At 39.4% G+C, this 19,537-nt stretch carries 18 protein-coding genes and 1 tRNA gene; 14 read left to right on the top strand and 5 right to left on the bottom strand.

Translation table 11 applies throughout. The annotated features are described in order from the left end of the window. Nucleotides 1-127 precede the first annotated feature (127 nt). From FHK89_RS03345 to FHK89_RS03295, 11 genes are all read left to right on the top strand, one after another. Entirely contained in the window at nt 128-832 is a 705-nt protein-coding gene (locus FHK89_RS03345; RefSeq protein WP_230656761.1) for a CoA transferase subunit A, read from the top strand. A gap of 75 nt (nt 833-907) precedes the next feature. Continuing rightward, the gene (locus FHK89_RS03340; protein ID WP_230656759.1) at nt 908-1,537 is read left to right on the top strand and encodes a 3-oxoacid CoA-transferase subunit B; all 630 of its coding nucleotides are present in this window, start codon (nt 908-910) and stop codon (nt 1,535-1,537) included. Between the two features lie 188 nt (nt 1,538-1,725). Next, nucleotides 1,726-2,526: a 3-hydroxybutyrate dehydrogenase gene (locus FHK89_RS03335; protein WP_230656757.1), complete on the top strand. Its 801-nt coding sequence runs from the start codon at nt 1,726-1,728 to the stop codon at nt 2,524-2,526. 248 nt (nt 2,527-2,774) lie between these two features. Next, nucleotides 2,775-4,025, top strand: a complete 1,251-nt coding sequence (apbC, locus tag FHK89_RS03330; protein ID WP_329958679.1) for an iron-sulfur cluster carrier protein ApbC — start codon at nt 2,775-2,777, stop codon at nt 4,023-4,025. Further along, nucleotides 4,025-5,134 carry a DUF2804 domain-containing protein gene (locus FHK89_RS03325; protein ID WP_230656755.1) on the top strand — a complete coding sequence of 370 codons (1,110 nt, stop codon included), beginning with the start codon at nt 4,025-4,027 and terminating at the stop codon, nt 5,132-5,134. The genes apbC and FHK89_RS03325 overlap by 1 nt, the downstream gene beginning before the upstream one ends. Nucleotides 5,135-5,232: 98 nt before the next feature. Continuing rightward, nucleotides 5,233-5,808: a dCTP deaminase gene (gene dcd / locus FHK89_RS03320; protein WP_230656753.1), complete on the top strand. Its 576-nt coding sequence runs from the start codon at nt 5,233-5,235 to the stop codon at nt 5,806-5,808. 159 nt (nt 5,809-5,967) lie between these two features. Further along, entirely contained in the window at nt 5,968-6,612 is a 645-nt protein-coding gene (locus tag FHK89_RS03315; RefSeq protein ID WP_230656751.1) for a DUF6915 family protein, read from the top strand. Nucleotides 6,613-6,730: 118 nt separating this feature from the next. Then, nucleotides 6,731-7,507: a hypothetical protein gene (locus FHK89_RS03310; protein WP_230656749.1), complete on the top strand. Its 777-nt coding sequence runs from the start codon at nt 6,731-6,733 to the stop codon at nt 7,505-7,507. A gap of 268 nt (nt 7,508-7,775) precedes the next feature. Then, nucleotides 7,776-8,369 (top strand): hypothetical protein, encoded by a 594-nt coding sequence (locus FHK89_RS03305; RefSeq protein WP_230656747.1) that lies wholly within the window; start codon nt 7,776-7,778, stop codon nt 8,367-8,369. Between the two features lie 161 nt (nt 8,370-8,530). Continuing rightward, complete coding sequence (locus FHK89_RS03300) at nt 8,531-9,025, top strand: hypothetical protein (protein WP_230656745.1); 495 nt, start codon at nt 8,531-8,533, stop codon at nt 9,023-9,025. Beyond that, nucleotides 9,007-9,585: a GNAT family N-acetyltransferase gene (locus tag FHK89_RS03295; protein WP_230656743.1), complete on the top strand. Its 579-nt coding sequence runs from the start codon at nt 9,007-9,009 to the stop codon at nt 9,583-9,585. The genes FHK89_RS03300 and FHK89_RS03295 overlap by 19 nt, the downstream gene beginning before the upstream one ends. Before the next feature lie 31 nt (nt 9,586-9,616). On the opposite strand, the gene FHK89_RS03290 is transcribed toward FHK89_RS03295, so the two are convergent. The 3 genes from FHK89_RS03290 to FHK89_RS03280 all read right to left on the bottom strand — a co-directional run bounded on the left by FHK89_RS03290 (nt 9,617) and on the right by FHK89_RS03280 (nt 12,816). Continuing rightward, nucleotides 9,617-11,005, bottom strand: coding sequence for a M48 family metalloprotease (locus FHK89_RS03290; RefSeq protein WP_230656741.1), 1,389 nt, complete (start codon nt 11,003-11,005; stop codon nt 9,617-9,619). 17 nt (nt 11,006-11,022) lie between these two features. After that, complete coding sequence (locus FHK89_RS03285; protein WP_230656738.1) at nt 11,023-11,616, bottom strand: LemA family protein; 594 nt, start codon at nt 11,614-11,616, stop codon at nt 11,023-11,025. A gap of 267 nt (nt 11,617-11,883) precedes the next feature. Further along, nucleotides 11,884-12,816, bottom strand: coding sequence for an ATP-binding protein (locus tag FHK89_RS03280; protein ID WP_230656736.1), 933 nt, complete (start codon nt 12,814-12,816; stop codon nt 11,884-11,886). Nucleotides 12,817-12,857: 41 nt separating this feature from the next. Between FHK89_RS03280 and FHK89_RS03275 the strand changes: the two genes are divergently transcribed. The 3 genes from FHK89_RS03275 to FHK89_RS03265 all read left to right on the top strand — a co-directional run bounded on the left by FHK89_RS03275 (nt 12,858) and on the right by FHK89_RS03265 (nt 15,764). Beyond that, entirely contained in the window at nt 12,858-13,982 is a 1,125-nt protein-coding gene (locus FHK89_RS03275) for a protein kinase domain-containing protein (RefSeq protein WP_230656734.1), read from the top strand. A 148-nt stretch (nt 13,983-14,130) separates the two neighbouring features. Beyond that, nucleotides 14,131-14,215, top strand: a tRNA-Leu gene (locus FHK89_RS03270). Nucleotides 14,216-15,281: 1,066 nt separating this feature from the next. Continuing rightward, nucleotides 15,282-15,764, top strand: coding sequence for a hypothetical protein (locus FHK89_RS03265; protein WP_230656731.1), 483 nt, complete (start codon nt 15,282-15,284; stop codon nt 15,762-15,764). Nucleotides 15,765-15,982: 218 nt separating this feature from the next. Here FHK89_RS03265 and FHK89_RS03260 read toward each other — a convergent pair whose 3' ends face one another. Together FHK89_RS03260 and FHK89_RS03255 are read right to left on the bottom strand one after the other, a co-directional pair. Continuing rightward, a complete protein-coding gene (locus tag FHK89_RS03260) occupies nt 15,983-18,016 on the bottom strand; it encodes a sigma 54-interacting transcriptional regulator (protein ID WP_230656729.1) in 2,034 nt (677 codons plus the stop codon). A 42-nt stretch (nt 18,017-18,058) separates the two neighbouring features. Continuing rightward, nucleotides 18,059-19,378, bottom strand: a complete 1,320-nt coding sequence (locus tag FHK89_RS03255; protein ID WP_230656727.1) for a two-component system sensor histidine kinase NtrB — start codon at nt 19,376-19,378, stop codon at nt 18,059-18,061. Between the last annotated feature and the right edge of the window lie 159 nt (nt 19,379-19,537).

Raw genomic sequence — 19,537 nt, 5'->3', positions numbered from 1 at the left:
AAATGTGATACATTATGTATCAGTGTAATGGTGTTCACTATAGATTGAGTTAATAAACAGAGATGTCTAATCAATGATAGTGAATGAAAAATAAATTTTTAGTATAAGTAATACAAGGAGTTGTAGTATGAGTCAATCAAAAGTGTATGACAATGCCAAACAGGCATTAGATGATGTGATAGCTGATGGACAAACTTTGGCTATTGGTGGTTTTGGACTGTGTGGTATTCCTGAAGCATTAATTACAGCACTACGTGATAGTGGCGTTAAAGAGTTAACCTGTATTAGTAATAATGCGGGGGTTGATGGTTTTGGTTTGGGGCTACTGTTAGAGACGCATCAAGTTAAAAAAATGATTTCATCTTATGTGGGTGAAAATAAAGAATTTGAACGCCAGTTTTTATCAGGTGAGCTTGAAGTTGAATTGACCCCCCAAGGTACATTGGCAGAAAAACTGCGGGCAGGTGGGGCGGGTATCCCAGCATTTTATACCGCCACTGGTGTGGGTACACAAGTTGCTGAAGGTAAAGAAACACGTGACTTTGATGGGCGTACTTATATTTTAGAGCATTCATTAACTGCTGATGTGGCGCTGGTAAAAGCACAAAAAGCGGATAAAGCGGGCAACCTGATATTTAACAAAACTGCGCGTAACTTTAATCCAGATTGTGCAATGGCAGGTAAGGTGACCATTGCTGAGGTGGAAGAGATTGTTGAAATTGGTGAGCTAAACCCTGATGAGATTCATCTACCGGGGATTTTTGTGCAACGTGTCATTCTCAATGCCAGCCCAGAAAAACGCATTGAAAAAGTGACTACCAAAGCAAAGTAGCTACCAAAGCGAAATAATGAACAATTTTGAATAACAAGCTATTGAATAAATAGACAAATACAAGGAGAGGTACTTATGGCGTGGACAAGAGATGAAATGGCACAGCGTGCTGCCAAAGAGCTAGAAGATGGTTATTATGTAAACTTAGGTATCGGGCTGCCAACATTAGTAGCAAACCATATCCCTGAAGGTGTCAATGTCTGGCTACAGTCAGAAAATGGCTTATTAGGGATTGGTGAATTTCCTGAAGAAGATGCTGTCGATGCAGATTTAATCAATGCGGGAAAACAAACCGTCACTGCTGAAAAAGGGGCAAGCTTTTTTTCAAGCTCAACCTCATTTGCGATGATTCGTGGTGGACATGTAAACCTTGCTATTTTGGGTGCAATGGAAGTATCAGAAAAAGGTGACCTTGCTAACTGGATGATACCTAAAAAGATGGTCAAAGGTATGGGTGGGGCGATGGACTTAGTTGCTGGTGTGCAGCGAGTCATCGTACTCATGGAACAAGTCAATAAACATGGCGACCCAAAAATTTTAGCTGAATGTCAATTGCCTCTAACAGGTACAGGCGTGGTCAATCGTATCATCACTGAACTTGCTGTTTATGATGTGACTGAGCAAGGGCTAAAACTGGTCGAACTTGCCGATGGTGTTACTTTTGAAGAAGTGCAAGAAAAAACGCCAGTGACCATACATCGTTAAGAAGTAGTATTTTTTAACTGATTTTTAACTGATGTTGTATAATTTGATGGTATTTATCATACACTCTCTCCTTTTTATTTAAGAGTAAATAAATAAATAAAGGGAGGGAGTTGTTTTTTAGTAATTGCAAGATAATTGAAAGTTAAATAAAAGCTATATGAAAGATAATAGAGATAAGGATAAAAACAATGGCAACTGAATTAAAACATGACTTAACCGATAAAGTCGCTTTGGTCACAGGCTCAGCTAGTGGTATTGGACGTGATATTGCTGAAACCTATGCTAAAGCAGGGGCGGCAGTGGGTATTGCTGATATTAATCTTGAAGCAGCACAAAAAACAGCCGATGAAATTAAACAGGCAGGCGGTAGGGCTATTGCGCTTGCGATGGACGTGACCAATGAAGACGCGGTCAATGCAGGCGTACAAAAATTGGTCGATGAGTTTGGTGGTATTGATATTTTGGTATCCAATGCAGGTATTCAAATTATTAACCGTATTGATGAGATGGCATTCTCTGACTGGAAAAAAATGTTAGCAATCCATTTAGATGGGGCATTTTTAACCACTAAAGCTGCCGTGAAGCACATGTATAAAGAGGATAAAGGCGGCACAGTCATTTATATGGGGTCGGTGCACTCACATGAAGCCTCATTGTATAAAGCCCCTTATGTGACTGCCAAACATGGTCTACTCGGTTTGTGCCGTGTGCTTGCCAAAGAGGGCGCAGCGCATAACGTACGCAGTCATGTGATTTGTCCCGGATTTGTAAAAACCCCATTGGTAGAAAAGCAAATCCCAGAGCAAGCCAAAGAAAAAGGCATTAGCGAAGAGCAAGTCGTGAGCGATATCATGTTGGTAAACACCGTGGATAAAGAATTTACTACGGTTGATGACATTGCCCAGTTGGCGTTATTTTTAGCAGCGTTCCCAACCAATGTGTTTACAGGACAGTCGATTGTCGCCAGTCATGGTTGGTTTATGAATTAATACTAAGTGTCAAGCGAAGCACTAAAGACATGCTTAAGTACTAAAGAAAAGCTAAGTACGAGAGTATGATAAGCTTTGCAAGGTAAGAATAAAAATAGGGGCTATGAATAATAGCGCCTATTTTTTTGTGTCATTGTAGCGTGAATATGTTGCCCCAATATCAAGGTTGGTTTTATGGTTTTTTTATTGCCCAAAGTCGGTTAAACTGCCTAGGGTAATCACTGTATTAGATATTATTTAGGGCAACTATGTTTAACTTTGGCAAAAAATTTAACGCAAAAACTCCCGTTATTAGCAATGAGCAGTTGCAGCAAGTGTTGCAGGATTTTTCCATTACAACTCCAACTGCTAATACAACATTGGCAAAATTACTGCGTAAGCAAGATATCAAGGGTACAGTGGTGACTTTGGATTTAAGTTTGCCCCATGATGCCAATCCAGAACAAATACATCAAGAATTAGGGCAACGCTTACATATTATGGGGGTTGAAGAAGTTAACCTTAATATTGCCATGCAGCCACCACCAACTAAGACCACTGATAAACTATCTCAACCAAAGCTTCCGAAAACTACCAATGCCATGGCTGCTCATCAAGATACCATTAGCCATAAGGACGCGGGTTCAACTCCCGCCATCTCCACTGCCTCTAATGCACCCAATGTCAAAGCCCCACCGACACAGCAGAGCCTAGCAGCACACCCACGCATTACTCATATTGTGGTCGTTGCCTCGGGCAAAGGTGGGGTGGGAAAATCGACCACCACGGTCAATCTGGCATTGGCACTACAAAAGCTTGGAAATAGAGTGGGTGTACTCGATGCCGATATTTATGGCCCGAGTATTCCGACCATGTTGGGCGTTTCTGGGATTAAACCTGCACTAGAGAATGAGCAATTTGTGCCGATTGATGCCTGTGGTATGCCGATGTTATCCATTGGTAGCTTGCTAGATTCTGATAATACACCTGTGGCATGGCGAGGACCTAAGGCGACAGGGGCACTGATGCAACTGTATAATCAAACTAACTGGCCACACTTGGATTATTTACTGATTGACATGCCACCGGGGACGGGTGATATTCAGCTTACCCTAGCCCAGCGTATCCCAGTGACAGGCGCGGTGATTGTGACCACACCGCAGCATATTGCCTTGCTTGATGCGCAAAAAGGCATTGAGATGTTCCGTAAAGTCAATATTCCTGTACTTGGCGTGGTGGAGAATATGGCATTGCACGTTTGCTCTAATTGTGGACACAGTGAAGCGATATTTGGGGCAGGCGGTGGCGAGCAAATTAGTGAAGAATATCATGTGCCATTATTGGGACAATTACCACTTGCCAGTGATATTCGTCAAAACTCTGATAATGGCAAGCCAAGTGTGATTGCCAATGATGGGGTAGGTGATGATTATGCCCAATATTATATTGATATTGGCAAAAATATTGAGGCTAATATTGCCAAATTTGCTCGGGAACATGACAGTAAGCGGATATTTTAATGATCACCCAGCCCTCGAACTCACCTGATAGGTTACCCAGTATTGATAGACTTATTATAGAGGGTCAACCACAATTTGGCGTATTTAAACGTGTTGAAACCATCAACTATTTGGACTATCACAGCCATCTTATCTCACAAAAACCCACTCGCCAATGGCAAAAAAAGCTCAAAGCCAATCAATTTTGTTTTTTGCAATTTAGCCAGTTACCCTATCGCATTTGTGTGGCAGTGGCGACCATCAAACTGGCAACCACTGCTTTTTGCTATATTTTTAATGAAGATAGCCAAGCCTTTGAATGTGTCGAAGGATTACAGCCGTTAACCCGTCATAGCCAGTTTACCCAGTCACCTTATCAGGGTGACATTGTTTTTCAGTACTCAAGCCTAAGCGTAGAAATCCAATTTTTGGCTCAAATCATCAAGGTGAAAATTAATAGCAAATTAATTCATCTGCAAGCCAATTTACAAAGGCATTCGTCACCATTAGCAGTTTGTAGCCCAGCAGGACGCTATGGTTGGACATTTACCCAAAAAGAACCATTACAACTGCAATCAGGAAAGCTAATTATTAACAGCAATAAAGTCAAAAATAGCTTACAAACGCTTGATTTAACAACAGATACCCTAGTCAATATGGATTGGACGCTTGGTTATATGCGTCATATCACCAATTGGTTTTGGACAAGTATTAACTGCTATTTACCCAACGATAAGAGAGAAAAAGAGGACGAGTATAAAGAGAGCAAAAAACCACGTCATTTTGCCCTAAATTTGGCAATGGGAGTCAATGAAACAGGCATTTGTGAAAATGCTTGCTGGCTAGATGGCAAGATTTATTATCTACCGCCTGTACTGTTTTCTCGACCTAATAATTCTGTAGATACTACATGGCATATCTATCATCAAAACTTAGGTTGGTCAAATGTACGCTTGGATTTAACCTTTACCCCCATTCGAGCTTATGAAAAAAAGGATAATTTTGGCGTGATTGCCAGTGTTTTTGAGCAATGGTTGGGACTGTATTCAGGGGAAATTGAGGTGGCAGGGCAATGTATTGTCTTAGATAAGGTGTTGGGCTTGGCAGAAGACCATTTTGCTAAGTGGTAAGCTGATAGAAAATTTTATGAAAACCTAAGGGAAATTGCTTATAATCCCTATCAATAAATTTTTACTATGATTTTTTAAATTTAAATTAAGGAAACCCAATGTCAATAAAATCTGACCGCTGGATACGCAAAATGGCTGAGGAACATGGCATGATTGAGCCATTTGAAGCTGGGCAGGTACGTTTTAATGAAGCAGGCGAGAAGCTAGTCAGCTATGGCACGTCCAGTTATGGTTATGATGTGCGCTGTGCCAGAGAATTTAAAGTATTTACCAACGTGCATTCTGCCATCGTTGACCCCAAGCATTTTGATGATAAAAGCTTTATTGATATTGTCGGTGATGAATGTATCATTCCGCCCAACTCATTTGCACTTGCCCGTACTGTCGAATATTTTCGCATTCCTCGTGATGTGTTGACCATTTGTTTGGGTAAATCGACCTATGCTCGCTGTGGCATTATTGTCAATGTCACCCCGCTTGAGCCTGAGTGGGAAGGGCATGTTACCCTTGAGTTTAGCAATACCACCAATTTGCCAGCACGTATTTATGCAGGTGAAGGCGTGGCGCAGATGTTATTTTTCCAAAGTGATGCTGATGATGTGTGCGAAACGTCCTATCGTGATAGAGGCGGTAAATATCAAGGGCAAACAGGGGTGACACTGCCTAGAACCTGATGTTTAAAATTCAGTGTGTAAAACATAGTATCTAAAATATAGCCCTAACTAAAATATTTAACACGTCACTCATTGGCGTGTTATTTTTTTGCCTACTGTTTTTAGAAAAAGTTTATTGATATAGTCTATTTTATAAATATTTTAACACTCAATATGCTTATGAACTCAATCAAACATGCTCAAATCTCTAGCCGTCGTCGAGGCGGACAGCCCAGCGATTACATTGCCATTCATCAATTTATTGATAGCACCAAAAACTTATGTAGTGACAATCGTCATCGTATTTTTCATACTTTGTGGGCGGTGAATGAAATAGTATTACCGATGTTTGGGCATACTTTAATCAATAGTGATGGGGTGGAAGTTGATATTAAAGATGTTTGTGAAAAAGACCATTTATTGGTGGATTTTCGTCATCGGTTTATACCCACTATTGGTGATTTTGTACAAGCCATACACACAGAATTAACCAGTCAACAGCAACAACAAATTGAACAGTTTCATCGTAACTTTGCCAGTGGACATCCTGCTATTAGCCGTTTGCTGTTATCACCATTGGCAATTACTGGACAATTAAAGTCGCTATTATTAACCCATAATAGTTGGTTTATGTTAGAGGTCATTCCACAATTGCCCCATTTAGCGCAACAAGTTGAGGTTGCTGAGTTAATCACTGATTTTAATATTGCTGGTGATTGTATTTTTAAGGACATGGATTTTGAGCTATGGATGGATAATGGCAATGACTATCCACCTTCTGCGATGGGTTTACATAAACATAAAAAAGAGGCGGTATTATCTTGAATCGACTATATAAAAGATTTTTGAATAATGGTTTTTAATTATAGTTTTTTAATTATGATTTGCAATGATGTTATTAAATTCTAGTTTAATTTTTTAAATAAAAATAGGAGCAATTCTTATGAGTGAAAAATATGCAATCCATCGCTTTGATTTTATGTATAACGATGAGTGGTATGATGTTGAGCGTGGTAATGATACCTTGTATGACATTGTTGATGATGAGCAAACCGCTTATCAAGTTTGGGCAAATCTTGAGCGTGAATCGTTAAATGAATATCCATTAGCAAGTCTAAGTACTTTTAATAGTCAATTATCAGCTGAGCAGTATCAACAGTTGGCAACTTTTATTAAAGAAGACTGCGGTTTACCTTTGCCAGTTAAAGAAGATGGTTATTTTGATGCAGATGATGTGCCTATTGATAAAATGAGTGATGAGCAATTACTCACCTTTTTGCAATTGGCACAAAGCAATCACTATACTGTCAAAGAATATGTTGCTCTGTGTTCTCGTTATGTTATTTGGATGCCAAAAGAGGGTTATTTTTTACAAGACCCTGTCGGTTACTCTGATAGTGTGTGGTTTACATATGATAATGAGAATGTGATTGAACAATATTTAGACGAGGTTGGTCCTTATTATTATAAGCCATATGAGAGTCATACAAAATTAACCCACCAAGATTTACAAAATCCCATTGTGCAGAGTTTAATCAATCAGTATCAAGAGCAAATAAGCATTGATTATAATAGTGATAACACAGAAGCAACGATTGATTTTGCAAATAGTGATGATGAGGTGGTGAAAGCATTTAATGCGGTGATAGAACAGCCAACCTATTTGATTAAAGAAGTTGATGACATGACCTTTGCAAAAATTAATCGCGGAGAGTGGTAAATTTTTTTAGAATATGACCCTTATTTATTGGTAATGAATGATAAATTAAAACAGCACGTCATTAGTTGGCGTGTTGTTTTCTTATTGGCTATTTTTTGTGTTTGCGTGTTGTTATGATTGCTGAGTATTTTAATGTCATTACTTGTATGAAATTTAAAACCTGTATTTAAAACCTGCTCATTGTGGATTATAAATACAGATGTTTAAAAATAAACAGTTAAACAGTTAAATTGCTCACTGCTAAACATAATGAAATCAGGGAATAAGTATGAATCAACAATATGCTATCTATAAAATTGAGTTTATCTATGATGGTGAATGGTATTATTTTAATCCTGATAATCAAAACTTGTACGAAATTATAACAGAGGGACAAAATAGCCAGCAATGTTTGGCAGGGTTAGAACGAGAAAAGTTAGTAGAGTATGATTTGGAGCGTTTAAGAAACTTTGGTAATGGTGATTTATCAGAGGAGCAATATCAGGCAATCGTCACTTTTATTAAAGAAGATTGTGGTTTGGCATTGTATGTTGAAGAAGATGGTTATTTTGATGCAGATGATATACCTGTTGATGACATGAGCGATGAACAGCTATTGCAGTTTTTGCAATTGGCACAAAGCAATCATTATATATTAAAGGCTTATGTTGCCAGTCCGCCACGTTATGTATTATGGGCAGATGAGCAAGGTTATATTACCCAAGACCCTTATGGCTATTCAGATAGTGTGTGGTTTACCTTTGAGGGTAGTAATGTCATTGAGCAGTATTGCCAAAAAAATGATTTTTATGAAGATAAAGATAAGTATAAAGCACAGCAAGTTGATGATAGGATGTTTGCAAAAATCAATCAAAACCAATGATATTAAGACGTTAATCATTTGCTAAATGCGGTATTATTTGTTCAATGGTTATTTAGAGAGTTATCCTGTTTGTATCTTAGGATAATTTAAATAACTGTAAATAACTTAAGTTATTTAAAATAGCGACAAACAATTCTGCTGACAACAAAAGAGACTGTCTTATGAAACTTATAAAAACCCCCTCACTTTTTGCCCTTATCCTTGTCCCCATCGTTGGTATGATGATGGGGTGTCAAAATACACCCACTGTAGACCCCAATAGCCCCGATAATATTAACTTAGGCGGTGAAGTGCCTTCACATTCTATGTTAGAAGTCAGCTATCTTTGTAATAACAAACAAAGCAATAACAATCAAAGCCCAAATGGACAGCTTATCAGTGTCTTTTATGATAGCCGCCATACGCCAACGAACGATAGTCAACAAGCCAGTAGTGCTAATAACACTTATAATCAGCGAGTGACTTTGAGAATGGGAGATAATGATTACCCCATGCAAAGTATGGCAGAAAACACCTACATTAGTCAGCAAGCAACAGCTGATGGTCACTGGCTTATCTGGCATGCACCGATATCTACTCAAGGTAAGTTGATAGTGAGTAAAACAGCAGATATGCAGCAAGTGGTAAGCCAACAGTTATGCAAAGTAACTCGCTAATTCGAGCCTATCAACCAACTGATACAAACAGGTTGGTTGATATTTTTGAACAAGCGATACTTGGTATTGATGAGCATATTTATAGTCATAAACAAAAGCTGGCATGGTGTGGCGTGTCAAAAGCTTCTATAATCTTAGATAATGATAAGCCTAATGATAAACCTGAATATGATAAATGGGCACAACGTTTTGCCATGACTCAGCCTTTGGTAACGACAGATGATAATGATGTTGCCATTGCTTTTATTGAGTTTTTAGCCCATCAAAACCATCTGGGTGAACACGTTATGGGGCAAGGTTATATTGATTGTCTGTATGTTCACCCTGATTATCAGCGTCAAGGTGTGGCACAGCGGTTATATCAGTTGGGTGTTGCGGCATCTGCCAAACAGCAACGTATTCATCGTATTTGGGTACATGCCTCTGATGTTGCCAAGCCTTTTTTTAGTCGGCAAGGATTTGTGTGTGTTGCCAAACAAAAGGTCATACACCAAAGTGTTGAGCTAGAGAATTGGCTGATGCAAAAGGTGATAAAAAAGGATAAGAGAATAAATAAGTGAGCTGAGTTGGTTTTATGATGGTTGGTGGTCTTTACTTGGCTTGTCGTTGTGCTTGTATTTTATCGAGCATTTCAAGGTTAAGATTGCTATGCTCGGTAAGCTCATGGGCAAATGCTTGGTATTCGCCTGAGTTAATGGCTTGCATCCGACTGCTTAAACTGGGGTGGGTGGCAAACCATGCGCTGTCAGCAATATCTAGCCCACAAGGGGCAAAGAAAAAATGACTCATGCCATTCATATTGGGGGTGCTGTAAAGCTCAGAGCCAATATTGTCTCGATAAATGGCTTTTAGAGTCTCTAAGATAGCAGGCGAGCGAGTAAGTTGAACACTGGTGGCGTCAGCAAGAAATTCACGCTCACGATTAAAGCTGTGCTTGATAAATTGTGCCGATGCCATACTTGAATAGCTCAGTAGGTGTAAAAAAGAAGAGGAAATATTACCCTCTAGCTTTTGAGTTAAAAAAGCTGAGGTGTTTGTGAGTCGGTTACCCTGTCCTGATGGTCTTGATGAGTAGTAAGGATGATGGGCGTTATTTGTCAGCTGATTTTTCAACTGATTTTGTTGTCGCCAATAGTCTACCCATTGTTGTTTTGTATTTAAATTTGCCGTTTGCGCTTCTAATTGCCGAGCTTGTTTATCCACCTCAGATTGTGGCATGTCTGCCAGATTGTGGCGATTTAAGATGGTGCTATAACCTTGCTGACGGCTTTGTTCTTCATCTATCGGGTTGGTGGCATCAAATATCATTTGTAATCCTGCCAGCACCACCATCAGATGTAAGTTGAATTTGGCATCACCATGTAAGATATGTCCATATTCATGGCCAATTAATCCATATAATCCCTCATCAGACAGCTTATCAAGTGCGCCTTGGGTGACGACCAATGCCATGTCAGATGCGTGTCTGCCTGCCACAAACGCATTGATGCCTTGCTCATTGGCTAATACATACAAAGTCGGTGGTCTTATACCACAAGCGATTGCCAACTGTTCGGCAAATTCATGGTAACGGCGATAAACGGGGGCAAAATGGCGTGGATTTTTGACAGCGATATGATAAGGAGTGACTCGCATGGCAGGCGTTGAGCCTGAATGTGAGTTAAGCTCAGAGCTATGTACCCACGGCTCTGAGCTGGTATCGACAAACAAACGTATTGCCCCCACCCGTTTAGCAACCGCTCTTCCACCATCTTTGAGGCGACTATATTCAGCGATACTGCCTCCCACAAAGCTGAGTACAGTCATCATCATTGCCAGCGCAATAAACCCAAGCTTGCTTTGGCTATCATCAAGCAATAATAAAATGCCATAGCAAATCGCCACCACCAACAACACATGCAAAGCCACCACCACAAAAAATAAGCCGTAGAGTAACAGACTGCGCTGGGTGTGGTGACGTTGTTTGGCAAAAAAGTCCATCTGTCAGCCCTTTTTGCTTAACGACCAAAGTTCACTGTAGGGGCTTGGTCAATCGCTGCTTTATCGGCAAATTCTAATTGGCTCATGGGGACAAATCCAAAGGCACCACTCAATAGGTTATTTGGGAACATTTCACGTTCATTGTTATACATCATCACCGAGTCATTATAATGTTGACGTGCAAAACCGATACGGTTTTCGGTATTGGTCAACTCTTGCATCAAATCACGCATGATGCTGTCCGCTTTTAATTCGGGATAATTTTCTACCACCATACTAAACTGCCCCAATGCCTTGGATAATAAGCCTTCAGCCTCAGCAAATCGTGCCATGTGAGCCAACGATTCTGGATTGTGGGTGTTGGTATTTTGCAATGCTTGGGCTTGATTACGGGCTTGTATCACCTGTGTTAGGGTGTGCTCTTCGTGTTGCAAATAGCGTTTTGCTGTCTCGACCAAACTGGGAATCAAATCATGACGGCGTTTTAATTGTACGTCAATTTGCGCAAAGCCATTTTTTGCCTGATTACGACTGCGCACCAATTTATTAAAAATAGCAATCGCCAAAAAGCCAACGATGATAATCAACACAAGAAGTATCCAAATTGCCATGTGCATTCCTTATAACAAATCACTTAATTTGAAGTCAGATGATTTAAAAAAGGTTATTTAAAAAAAGAGTAGGCTATTGAATATGTTAGCGAATAAATATGATAGAAAAATGACAATTGTTTAGCTGCTTTTATAGTCAATCTAATATAATTTCACCACAAGGCAACCGAGTGAAGATAGTACAAGTAGTACATCGAGTGAGGTTAACACCGTGGTGGATTTATATTGGGCAGACTATATCTATTGTTTGTATGCGTTTTTTATTGATTACTGTTGTTGGCTTAACAAGTTTTGTCCAATCCAATCTCGGCTAAACTGATATGCCACCCGTCCTGAGCGTCCGCCACGCGTAGACGCCCATTTTAGTGCCTCTGCGCGCACATGCTCATCATAAGGCATTTGTTGCTGAGTGATATAGTGCGCAACGATTTGCAAATAGGTGGCTTGATTCATCGGATAAAAAGATAACCACAATCCAAAACGGTCAGATAAGGATACCGTCTCATCAATGGTTTCATAGGGGTTCACCTCATCGGTTTGCCCATTATAAATACTGACGTTATCCTTCATAAGCTGTGGTAATAAATGACGACGATTACTGGTGGCATAAACCAGTAGTTTGTCTTGCTCAGAGTCTAACGCCCCATCTAGCACGCTTTTGAGGGTACGATAATTTTCATCTTGCCCATTAAATGCCAAATCATCACAATAGACAATATAACGACACTCGCAGTGGTTATGAGACGAGTCGGGTAGAGCTGTGATGGCTTGGCGAATTTTATCTAACATTTGCAAATCATCTCGTGCTACCTCAATAAGTCGTAAGCCTTGAGGGTGTAGCTCATTCAGTAATGCTCGAATCAGTGAAGATTTTCCTGCCCCACGTGTGCCCGTCATCAATACATGGTTGGCAGGAACACCTGCCAAAAATTGCTCGGTATTTTGCCGTAGTTTGTGTTTTTGGGTGTCAATGCCCAATAAATCGTCTAGCCCTAACGTGGATTGAATGGTGACAGGTTTTAGATATCCTGTATTACCGCCCACCCAGCGATAGGCAAGTTGCTCGGGGTCAAGCTCAATGATTGGGGTGATTTGTTGGCGTAAATATTGGGTTAATAATGTGGTCAACTCATCGGGTAGTTGTAACTCGTTGGCAGAATCAGGATTAGAGGTTATGTTAGAATGATGTTCAGTGGTCATAATCGGCTCGGCTTCAATAATGAATATCAATAACTATTAATATGGATACAAATATAAGTGTCAATATAAATGATACGCTAAAAAACTGGGTAAATAACTGTATTTCTCATATTAATCAACAGCTATATGAGCTGGGTTATCAGCAAATTAAGCATAAACGACTTAGTTTTATGCAAAATGAGGAGACCAGCCAGTCTATTAATCTTAGCAGTCAATACCAGCAAACAAAAGTCAGACAACTGAGCGGATTATCCAAGGCGGTTGATGCAGATTTTGGCGAGGTGATAATAAAATGGCAACTGCGTCCTTGTTTGGTTAATCAAACGCACTATAAGAACAATTTTGATACATTGGCGTATGAGCATCATGCTTTATTAGCCTTGTCCGAAAATGGCTTAGATGCTATTTTGCCAGTATATGATTGGCAGACACGACAGCTTGAACTTAATATAGAAAATGCAAATATAGAAGTTGATAGCAATGAGGGTAGACAGGGCAGTCAGCAAAATGAATATCAACTACCCCAACATTCGCACGCTTACTGGCAATTTAGCTCACTTACTCTGCCTTATTATCACAAGGGCAGTGTGCAAGATTATCTTAAACAACAACAGACCCCCTTAACCCCAATACAAAAATATGCCCTGTTATTAGCAATGGCTCAAGCCTTGGCAACAATTCATCAATGTGGTTGGGTGCATGGAGATATCAAGCCCAGCAATTTTTTAATCACCGCAACATCTCATACTATTGATATGGCTTATCATATTGTGCTGATTGATTTTGTGCTTGCTCATAAAATTGATGGTATATATCCCTATCATCAACCATGTGGTACACCTGCTTATCTTGCGCCTGAGTGCTGGCATGGACAATCTGGCAGTATCCAAAGTGATGTCTATGCATTTGGCATCATGATGGTAGAGATATTAATGGGTAAACGTCCTTTTCATATTATTAAGAATATGGACAGTGCGGAGCAACAGCAAAATAGTGAAAACAGTGAGTATCGGCAATGGGCAATACAGCATTGTCAAACCCTAATCCCTATGTTGCCATCACAATGGCATCGTTATCAACCCATCATTGCAAGATTATTGGCAAAACACAAACACCATCGTTATGACTCAATGGTGCAGGTTATGACTGCGTTACAACAGCTATAAAACTTATAAATTGGGCGTTTTGGCAAAAAAATTAAAATAATTGCAAAAAAATGCAAAAAAGGGGTTGCCAACTTCATTTAAATCTATATAATAGCCAACCACTGAGACACACTAACTAGATAGTTGGTCTAAAATCAGTTAACAACATGGGGCTGTGGCGGAATTGGTAGACGCACCAGATTTAGGTTCTGGCGCCGCAAGGTGTGAGAGTTCGAGTCTCTCCAGCCCCACCATTTAAATAATTGATTTTATTGGTGTTTTCATAAAGAATTTAAACTGTGACGCACTTTTGACACAGTTATTAAAAAGCCCTCTATATAGAATATATAGAGGGCTTTTTTTATTGACTAAATTTTAAGTGAAAATGTGTTATATACCATAAGCATGGAAGTTTGGGTGTGAATTGAAGTTATCTACTGATTAGATAAATCTAAAATAGCATTTGTGGATAAATTGTTTTGAAGCATTGTATTTGCGATGTTAGTTTGATAAATTATTAATTATGAATACTTACTTGAAAAGTATTCGAATATGATTGAGTATGGGAAAGCATGATACTCTACAAAAACATACTATCAACAAGAACACTATAAAGAAAAAAAATAATATTTTTAAGTAAAAATTAAGTTTGTATATAAAATATTAACCTTGTCAAACTTCTACTTTTCTATAATTTATATTGGACGATATGGCTATGAAACAATATCTATTTAAAAAATTTAGTATTATTTATATATGGTCTTTAACGATTGTCTGGGCCTTTTTTTGTTCATTTCTATTTTATCAGATCTTTAACGAACTAACTATTGATATCATCATGAGTAGTATGCAAAACATCATGTATTTATTTTTATACATTACATTTTATTCGATTCCTCTTTTATTTTTTATAAAAAAATCCATTGATACGATAACTGTAGATAAAAAAAGAAGCTGCTAGTATAGTTAATAATACTAATGATATGCCAAATTTGCCTTTTTTGATTGAAGCTTTTAAATACGTTTCAGCCTATTACATTTGATATCTTGGTATATAGATGTAGTATCTGTACCGTTGATATTAACAGTGGGATACGATGATGAGACAAACAAAAAGCCCCACTATATTTAGCGGGGTTTTTTGTTTATTGCTATGATGGTATGGACGATTGTGGATAAGACTGGTATAAGGAAAGCTAGTTTTGTACTATGTGTTGTGTAATATTGAACTAATGCAGATAAAGAAAAGTTGTTATCGTGATGATAAAAAATCACATAATTGTTATATCATAATAATATAAATTCATTTGGAGCATAAAAATGGTTAATAAGCCAGATATAGAGGATGTTGATAAAATTGCTTTACAATTTGTCCAAGTCTTAATCAGTGCAAATGCTGAAAGTCCTAAAAGCAATGCAGAAATATTTGAAAAAGCAACCGATATGGCGATTGAGTGGTTAGCAGCTAAAGAATCTAGACAAATTCAAATTGAACGTTATTATCCTAATTGGATAGATTTATCAAAACAGACCAGTGCTTCAGAATTACAATTAGACATAGGGCGAAACTATTGGTTTTTTGCACAATGTAATAATTTAATCAAAACTAATGTGCGTAAAGTGATACGTGGCACAGTCATTGAAATTAGAGAAAATAGTGTTGGAACACCCATAGTACACTTGATTAATACACAAGGCGCTGAACGCTATATTGGATTATATTATTTAACAGACAAAGATGGAGAGATGTTTAGTGAAGCATTCAAGCCTGCACCGCCTATACCATCTAGAAATGAGTCGTGATAGCTCGTACCGTCTTTGACTACGACTGCACTTTTGCCATGTGTCATATCTTGTAAAGAGTATATCCCACATTATTTTATTTTTTATTGCTTGTTTTTAACGCCTTGAACTTTGGTAAATTATTTCAAGCATATATAAAAACTGTACGATAGACAATTGTAGCAGGTTTTTTAGTGCAAAAAGCCACCATTGTGGGTTGAGAATATAAGTTTTTGGTTTTAGTTAGGACAAAGATTTATATTCTCATCATCTGCTGTTGCATGCTTTGATGCTTCTAACTGCTGTATCTTGCGCGTTAAGGTATTACGTCCCCAGCCAAGTAGCTCTGCGGCATCACCTTTACGCCCATTACTATGCTCTAGTGCCACCTCAATTAATATGCGTTCAAATTCGGGGGTGGCAATCTGCAAAATATCTGTTTTGCCTGCTTGTAGGGCATTATCTACCCAAGCTCTTAATGCTTGCTGCCATGTGTTTGTAGACAGTGATGCTGTTGTTGGATTTGATGCTGTTACTGGGCTTGATGATGGGAACGGTAGCTCATTATTAACAGTATGGTGAGCATGTGGTGTGTTGCTTTGATGGTCAGTTTGAGGTTGGTGTTGAGCATGATTGTGACTGTGTTGTGGGTCACTATACTGAGTATTTTGAGAGTCAAGCGATGGTTTAATTTGAGCCGCATTATCATCAGTATGGAGGGTAGAAGCATAGGACACGGTAGAGTGAGATAAAGTTGGGGTAGAGTCACTTGTTTGGGAATAGTGACGGGCAAACTCTAATAGCTCTGGTGGTAAATCTTCTATCATCACCAAATCTCCCGTAGCCATCACTGTAATCCAGCGGCACGCATTTTCAAGTTGGCGCACATTGCCCGACCAGCCGAATGCTTGCATTAATTGCATGGCTTCAGCAGATAGCTGCTTTTGGCTGCTGTTCATCTCAGTAGCGGCTTGCTGCATAAAAAATTCAACTAAAGCAGGAATGTCTTCAGGTCGTTCGCGCAAAGGGGGCAGGGGTAGGCGAATGACATTGAGACGATAAAATAAGTCTTCACGAAATTTGCCTTGTTTCACCAAATCTTCTAAATTTTGGTGGGTGGCGGCAATGATACGTACATCGACTTGAATGGGCTTTTGTCCGCCCACCCGAAAAAACTCACCATTTGCCAATACTCGTAAAAGCCGAGTCTGGGTACTAAAAGGCATGTCGCCAATTTCATCTAAAAATAATGTGCCGCCATTGGCTTGCTCAAAGCGACCTTGACGCATGGTAGTTGCACCTGTAAACGCCCCTTTTTCATGTCCAAACAGTTCCGATTCGATAAGGTCGTGTGGAATGGCTGCCATATTAAGCGCAATAAAATTGCGCTCTCGTCGAGGGGAATGTTGATGCAGTGCCCCTGCTACCAACTCTTTACCTGTGCCTGATTCCCCAGTAATCAGCACTGTAATGGGTGAGTTTGCCAGCCGCCCAATGGCACGAAACACCGTTTGCATGGCGACAGATTGCCCAATAATACCCGATGGATTGTTGTTGCTGAGCGTATCAGCATGTTTTTTATGGCTTTGATGACGGTTATTATGTTGCGCTGTTTTGCTTGGATTATTGATGGCTTGTTGCGCAGTTAAATCCCTGCTTGTAGAAACATGGCTTTTATTAATATTGCTAAGCATAGGCTCTGCATTGATGGTGGTTGAATGCTTGGTATCATGTTTGCTTTTGCTAATGTCTTTACTATTGTTGCTATGGTTGGTTACTGCATTTTCTTTATCATTGCGATTGTCATCAATGTCGTTATTAATATTATCATTGTTGGATTTTTTGTTTGCAGGGCTGGGCTGCGTTTTTGCCCTCATTTTGGGTTGAATGGCTTTGTTGATGATGGTGACCGCATCATCTAAATCAAAAGGTTTGGGCAGATAATCAAATGCGCCCGTTTGATAGCTGTCCACGGCAGATTTAAGGTCAGAGTGAGCGGTCATAATAATAATGGGAATCTCAACAAAGTGCTTGTGCACCCATTCACTAAACGACAGTCCGTCCATCATTGGCATGCGAATGTCGGTTAAAATAACATCAGGCAGTTCATCTGGACTGCTATGCCCATGCAAGACATCGTTGAGCTTGGTCCATGCCCCTTTGGCTTGGGCAAATACCACCACATTTAGCCCCGCATCATTAAAAGTATCTTCTAATATCAAGCGTAGAGCAGGGTCATCATCGATAAGCCAAAGCGTATTGTTGTGATTCATAAGTATCCTTTGTTTTTGTTGTGCTTTATTTATTGTGCTTTGTTATAGGGTCTGTTGTAGGGGTAAATAAATGCTAAAAGTGGTGTCGCCAACTTGTGAGCTGACATCGATACTACCGTGGTGACAATGCACCATATCTTGTACCAGTGATAACCCCAAACCTGTGCCATGTGCGCGACCTGTGACCAATGGAAAAAAAATGCGGTCTATGATTTCGGGTGCGATGCCACCGCCATTATCATGAATACAGATTTTAACCACCTTTTTATGAGCAGTCGTGCCGATGGTATGCTGAAACTCAATGCGGGTGGTGATGGTCAGTTGGAGTTGATAGTCTGCGGTGCTCACTTGCTCTAACATGGCATTGCAGGCATTGTTGGTAAGGTTTAAAAATACTTGAATTAACTGGTCTTTATCCGCCATTATCTCAGGTAGCGAGAGGTCATAATCTCGCTGTATTTGTACTTGTGGGTGCTGAGTTTGGGTGAGCATCAATACATGCTCTAGTGGCTCATGGATATTAATACTTTGCCAATGTGGTAGCCTGTTTGAGCCTAATAATTGCTCAATAAGATGACTTAAACGGTCTGTCTCAGAGATAACAATGTCAGCATAAGTACGCATTTTTTTGTGGTCACTGGGGGTAATGCGCTCAGGCAGATTGCTAAAATATTTGTTTAATAATTGTGCCCCACCACGAATGCCCGCCAGTGGATTTTTTACCTCATGCGCAACCGAGCGTAACATTTGTTTTGCCATGTCATGTTGCTCTTGTTGGCGTTGCTCTTGGTCAATACGGATATGGCGGTTTTTTCCCCACAGCTCAATAAGATAATAACGTGCTTTGTTATACTCAACAGGGGTGACACTATAATCCACCAGCAGGTTTTTTGTGATACCAATAATGGTTTGATTATAGTCAATAAAAGCTTGTTGATAATTGAGTGCATGGCTAAATTGTTGTGCCAAGATTGTGACACTCTCCTCATCTAACTCAGGGTTTTGTTGTACCGTCTCATGAATATATTGGCGTACCTGCTCTGTTAAGGGCATGTCATTGTGCATGTCGCTTGTTGTTAGCGTCGCGGACATATTTTTTGTGTTAGCCTGTTCCGTTTTTTTACCCATGGTTTGCACATCAATGATGGGGGTAAGGAGTGCTAAAATACATTGACCAAGTAGGCGTGAGCGACTACAAGCAAATAGTTGCTCTGCTTGTGCATTGACCCAGCAAATTTGCAAATCAGCATCGACCCATAACACCGCAGTAAATAAATGCTGCATCATATGGCTAATGTGATTAATATTTTTAATATTATCTGCTTGTGTCTGCTTGAGTTTAGGCTGCTGAGGGGTGCTCATGTCATTAATAACTCTAATTGGTTGTTTTGCATCAATCTTAAAGGCAGTTTAAATAGGGCGTGAAAGAATAATTTTTAAATATCAGTTTATTTAATAAAATAAAGCATTTACTCCACTCTCAACTTTATTTTATAAAATCATATATGACCCCTCCCATAC

The organism is Psychrobacter sp. I-STPA10, from assembly GCF_021012795.1.
In the GTDB taxonomy this organism is placed as follows: domain Bacteria; phylum Pseudomonadota; class Gammaproteobacteria; order Pseudomonadales; family Moraxellaceae; genus Psychrobacter.
Note: the sequence above shows the minus strand (reverse complement) of the source record. Positions and strands in the feature narration are given on the sequence as shown.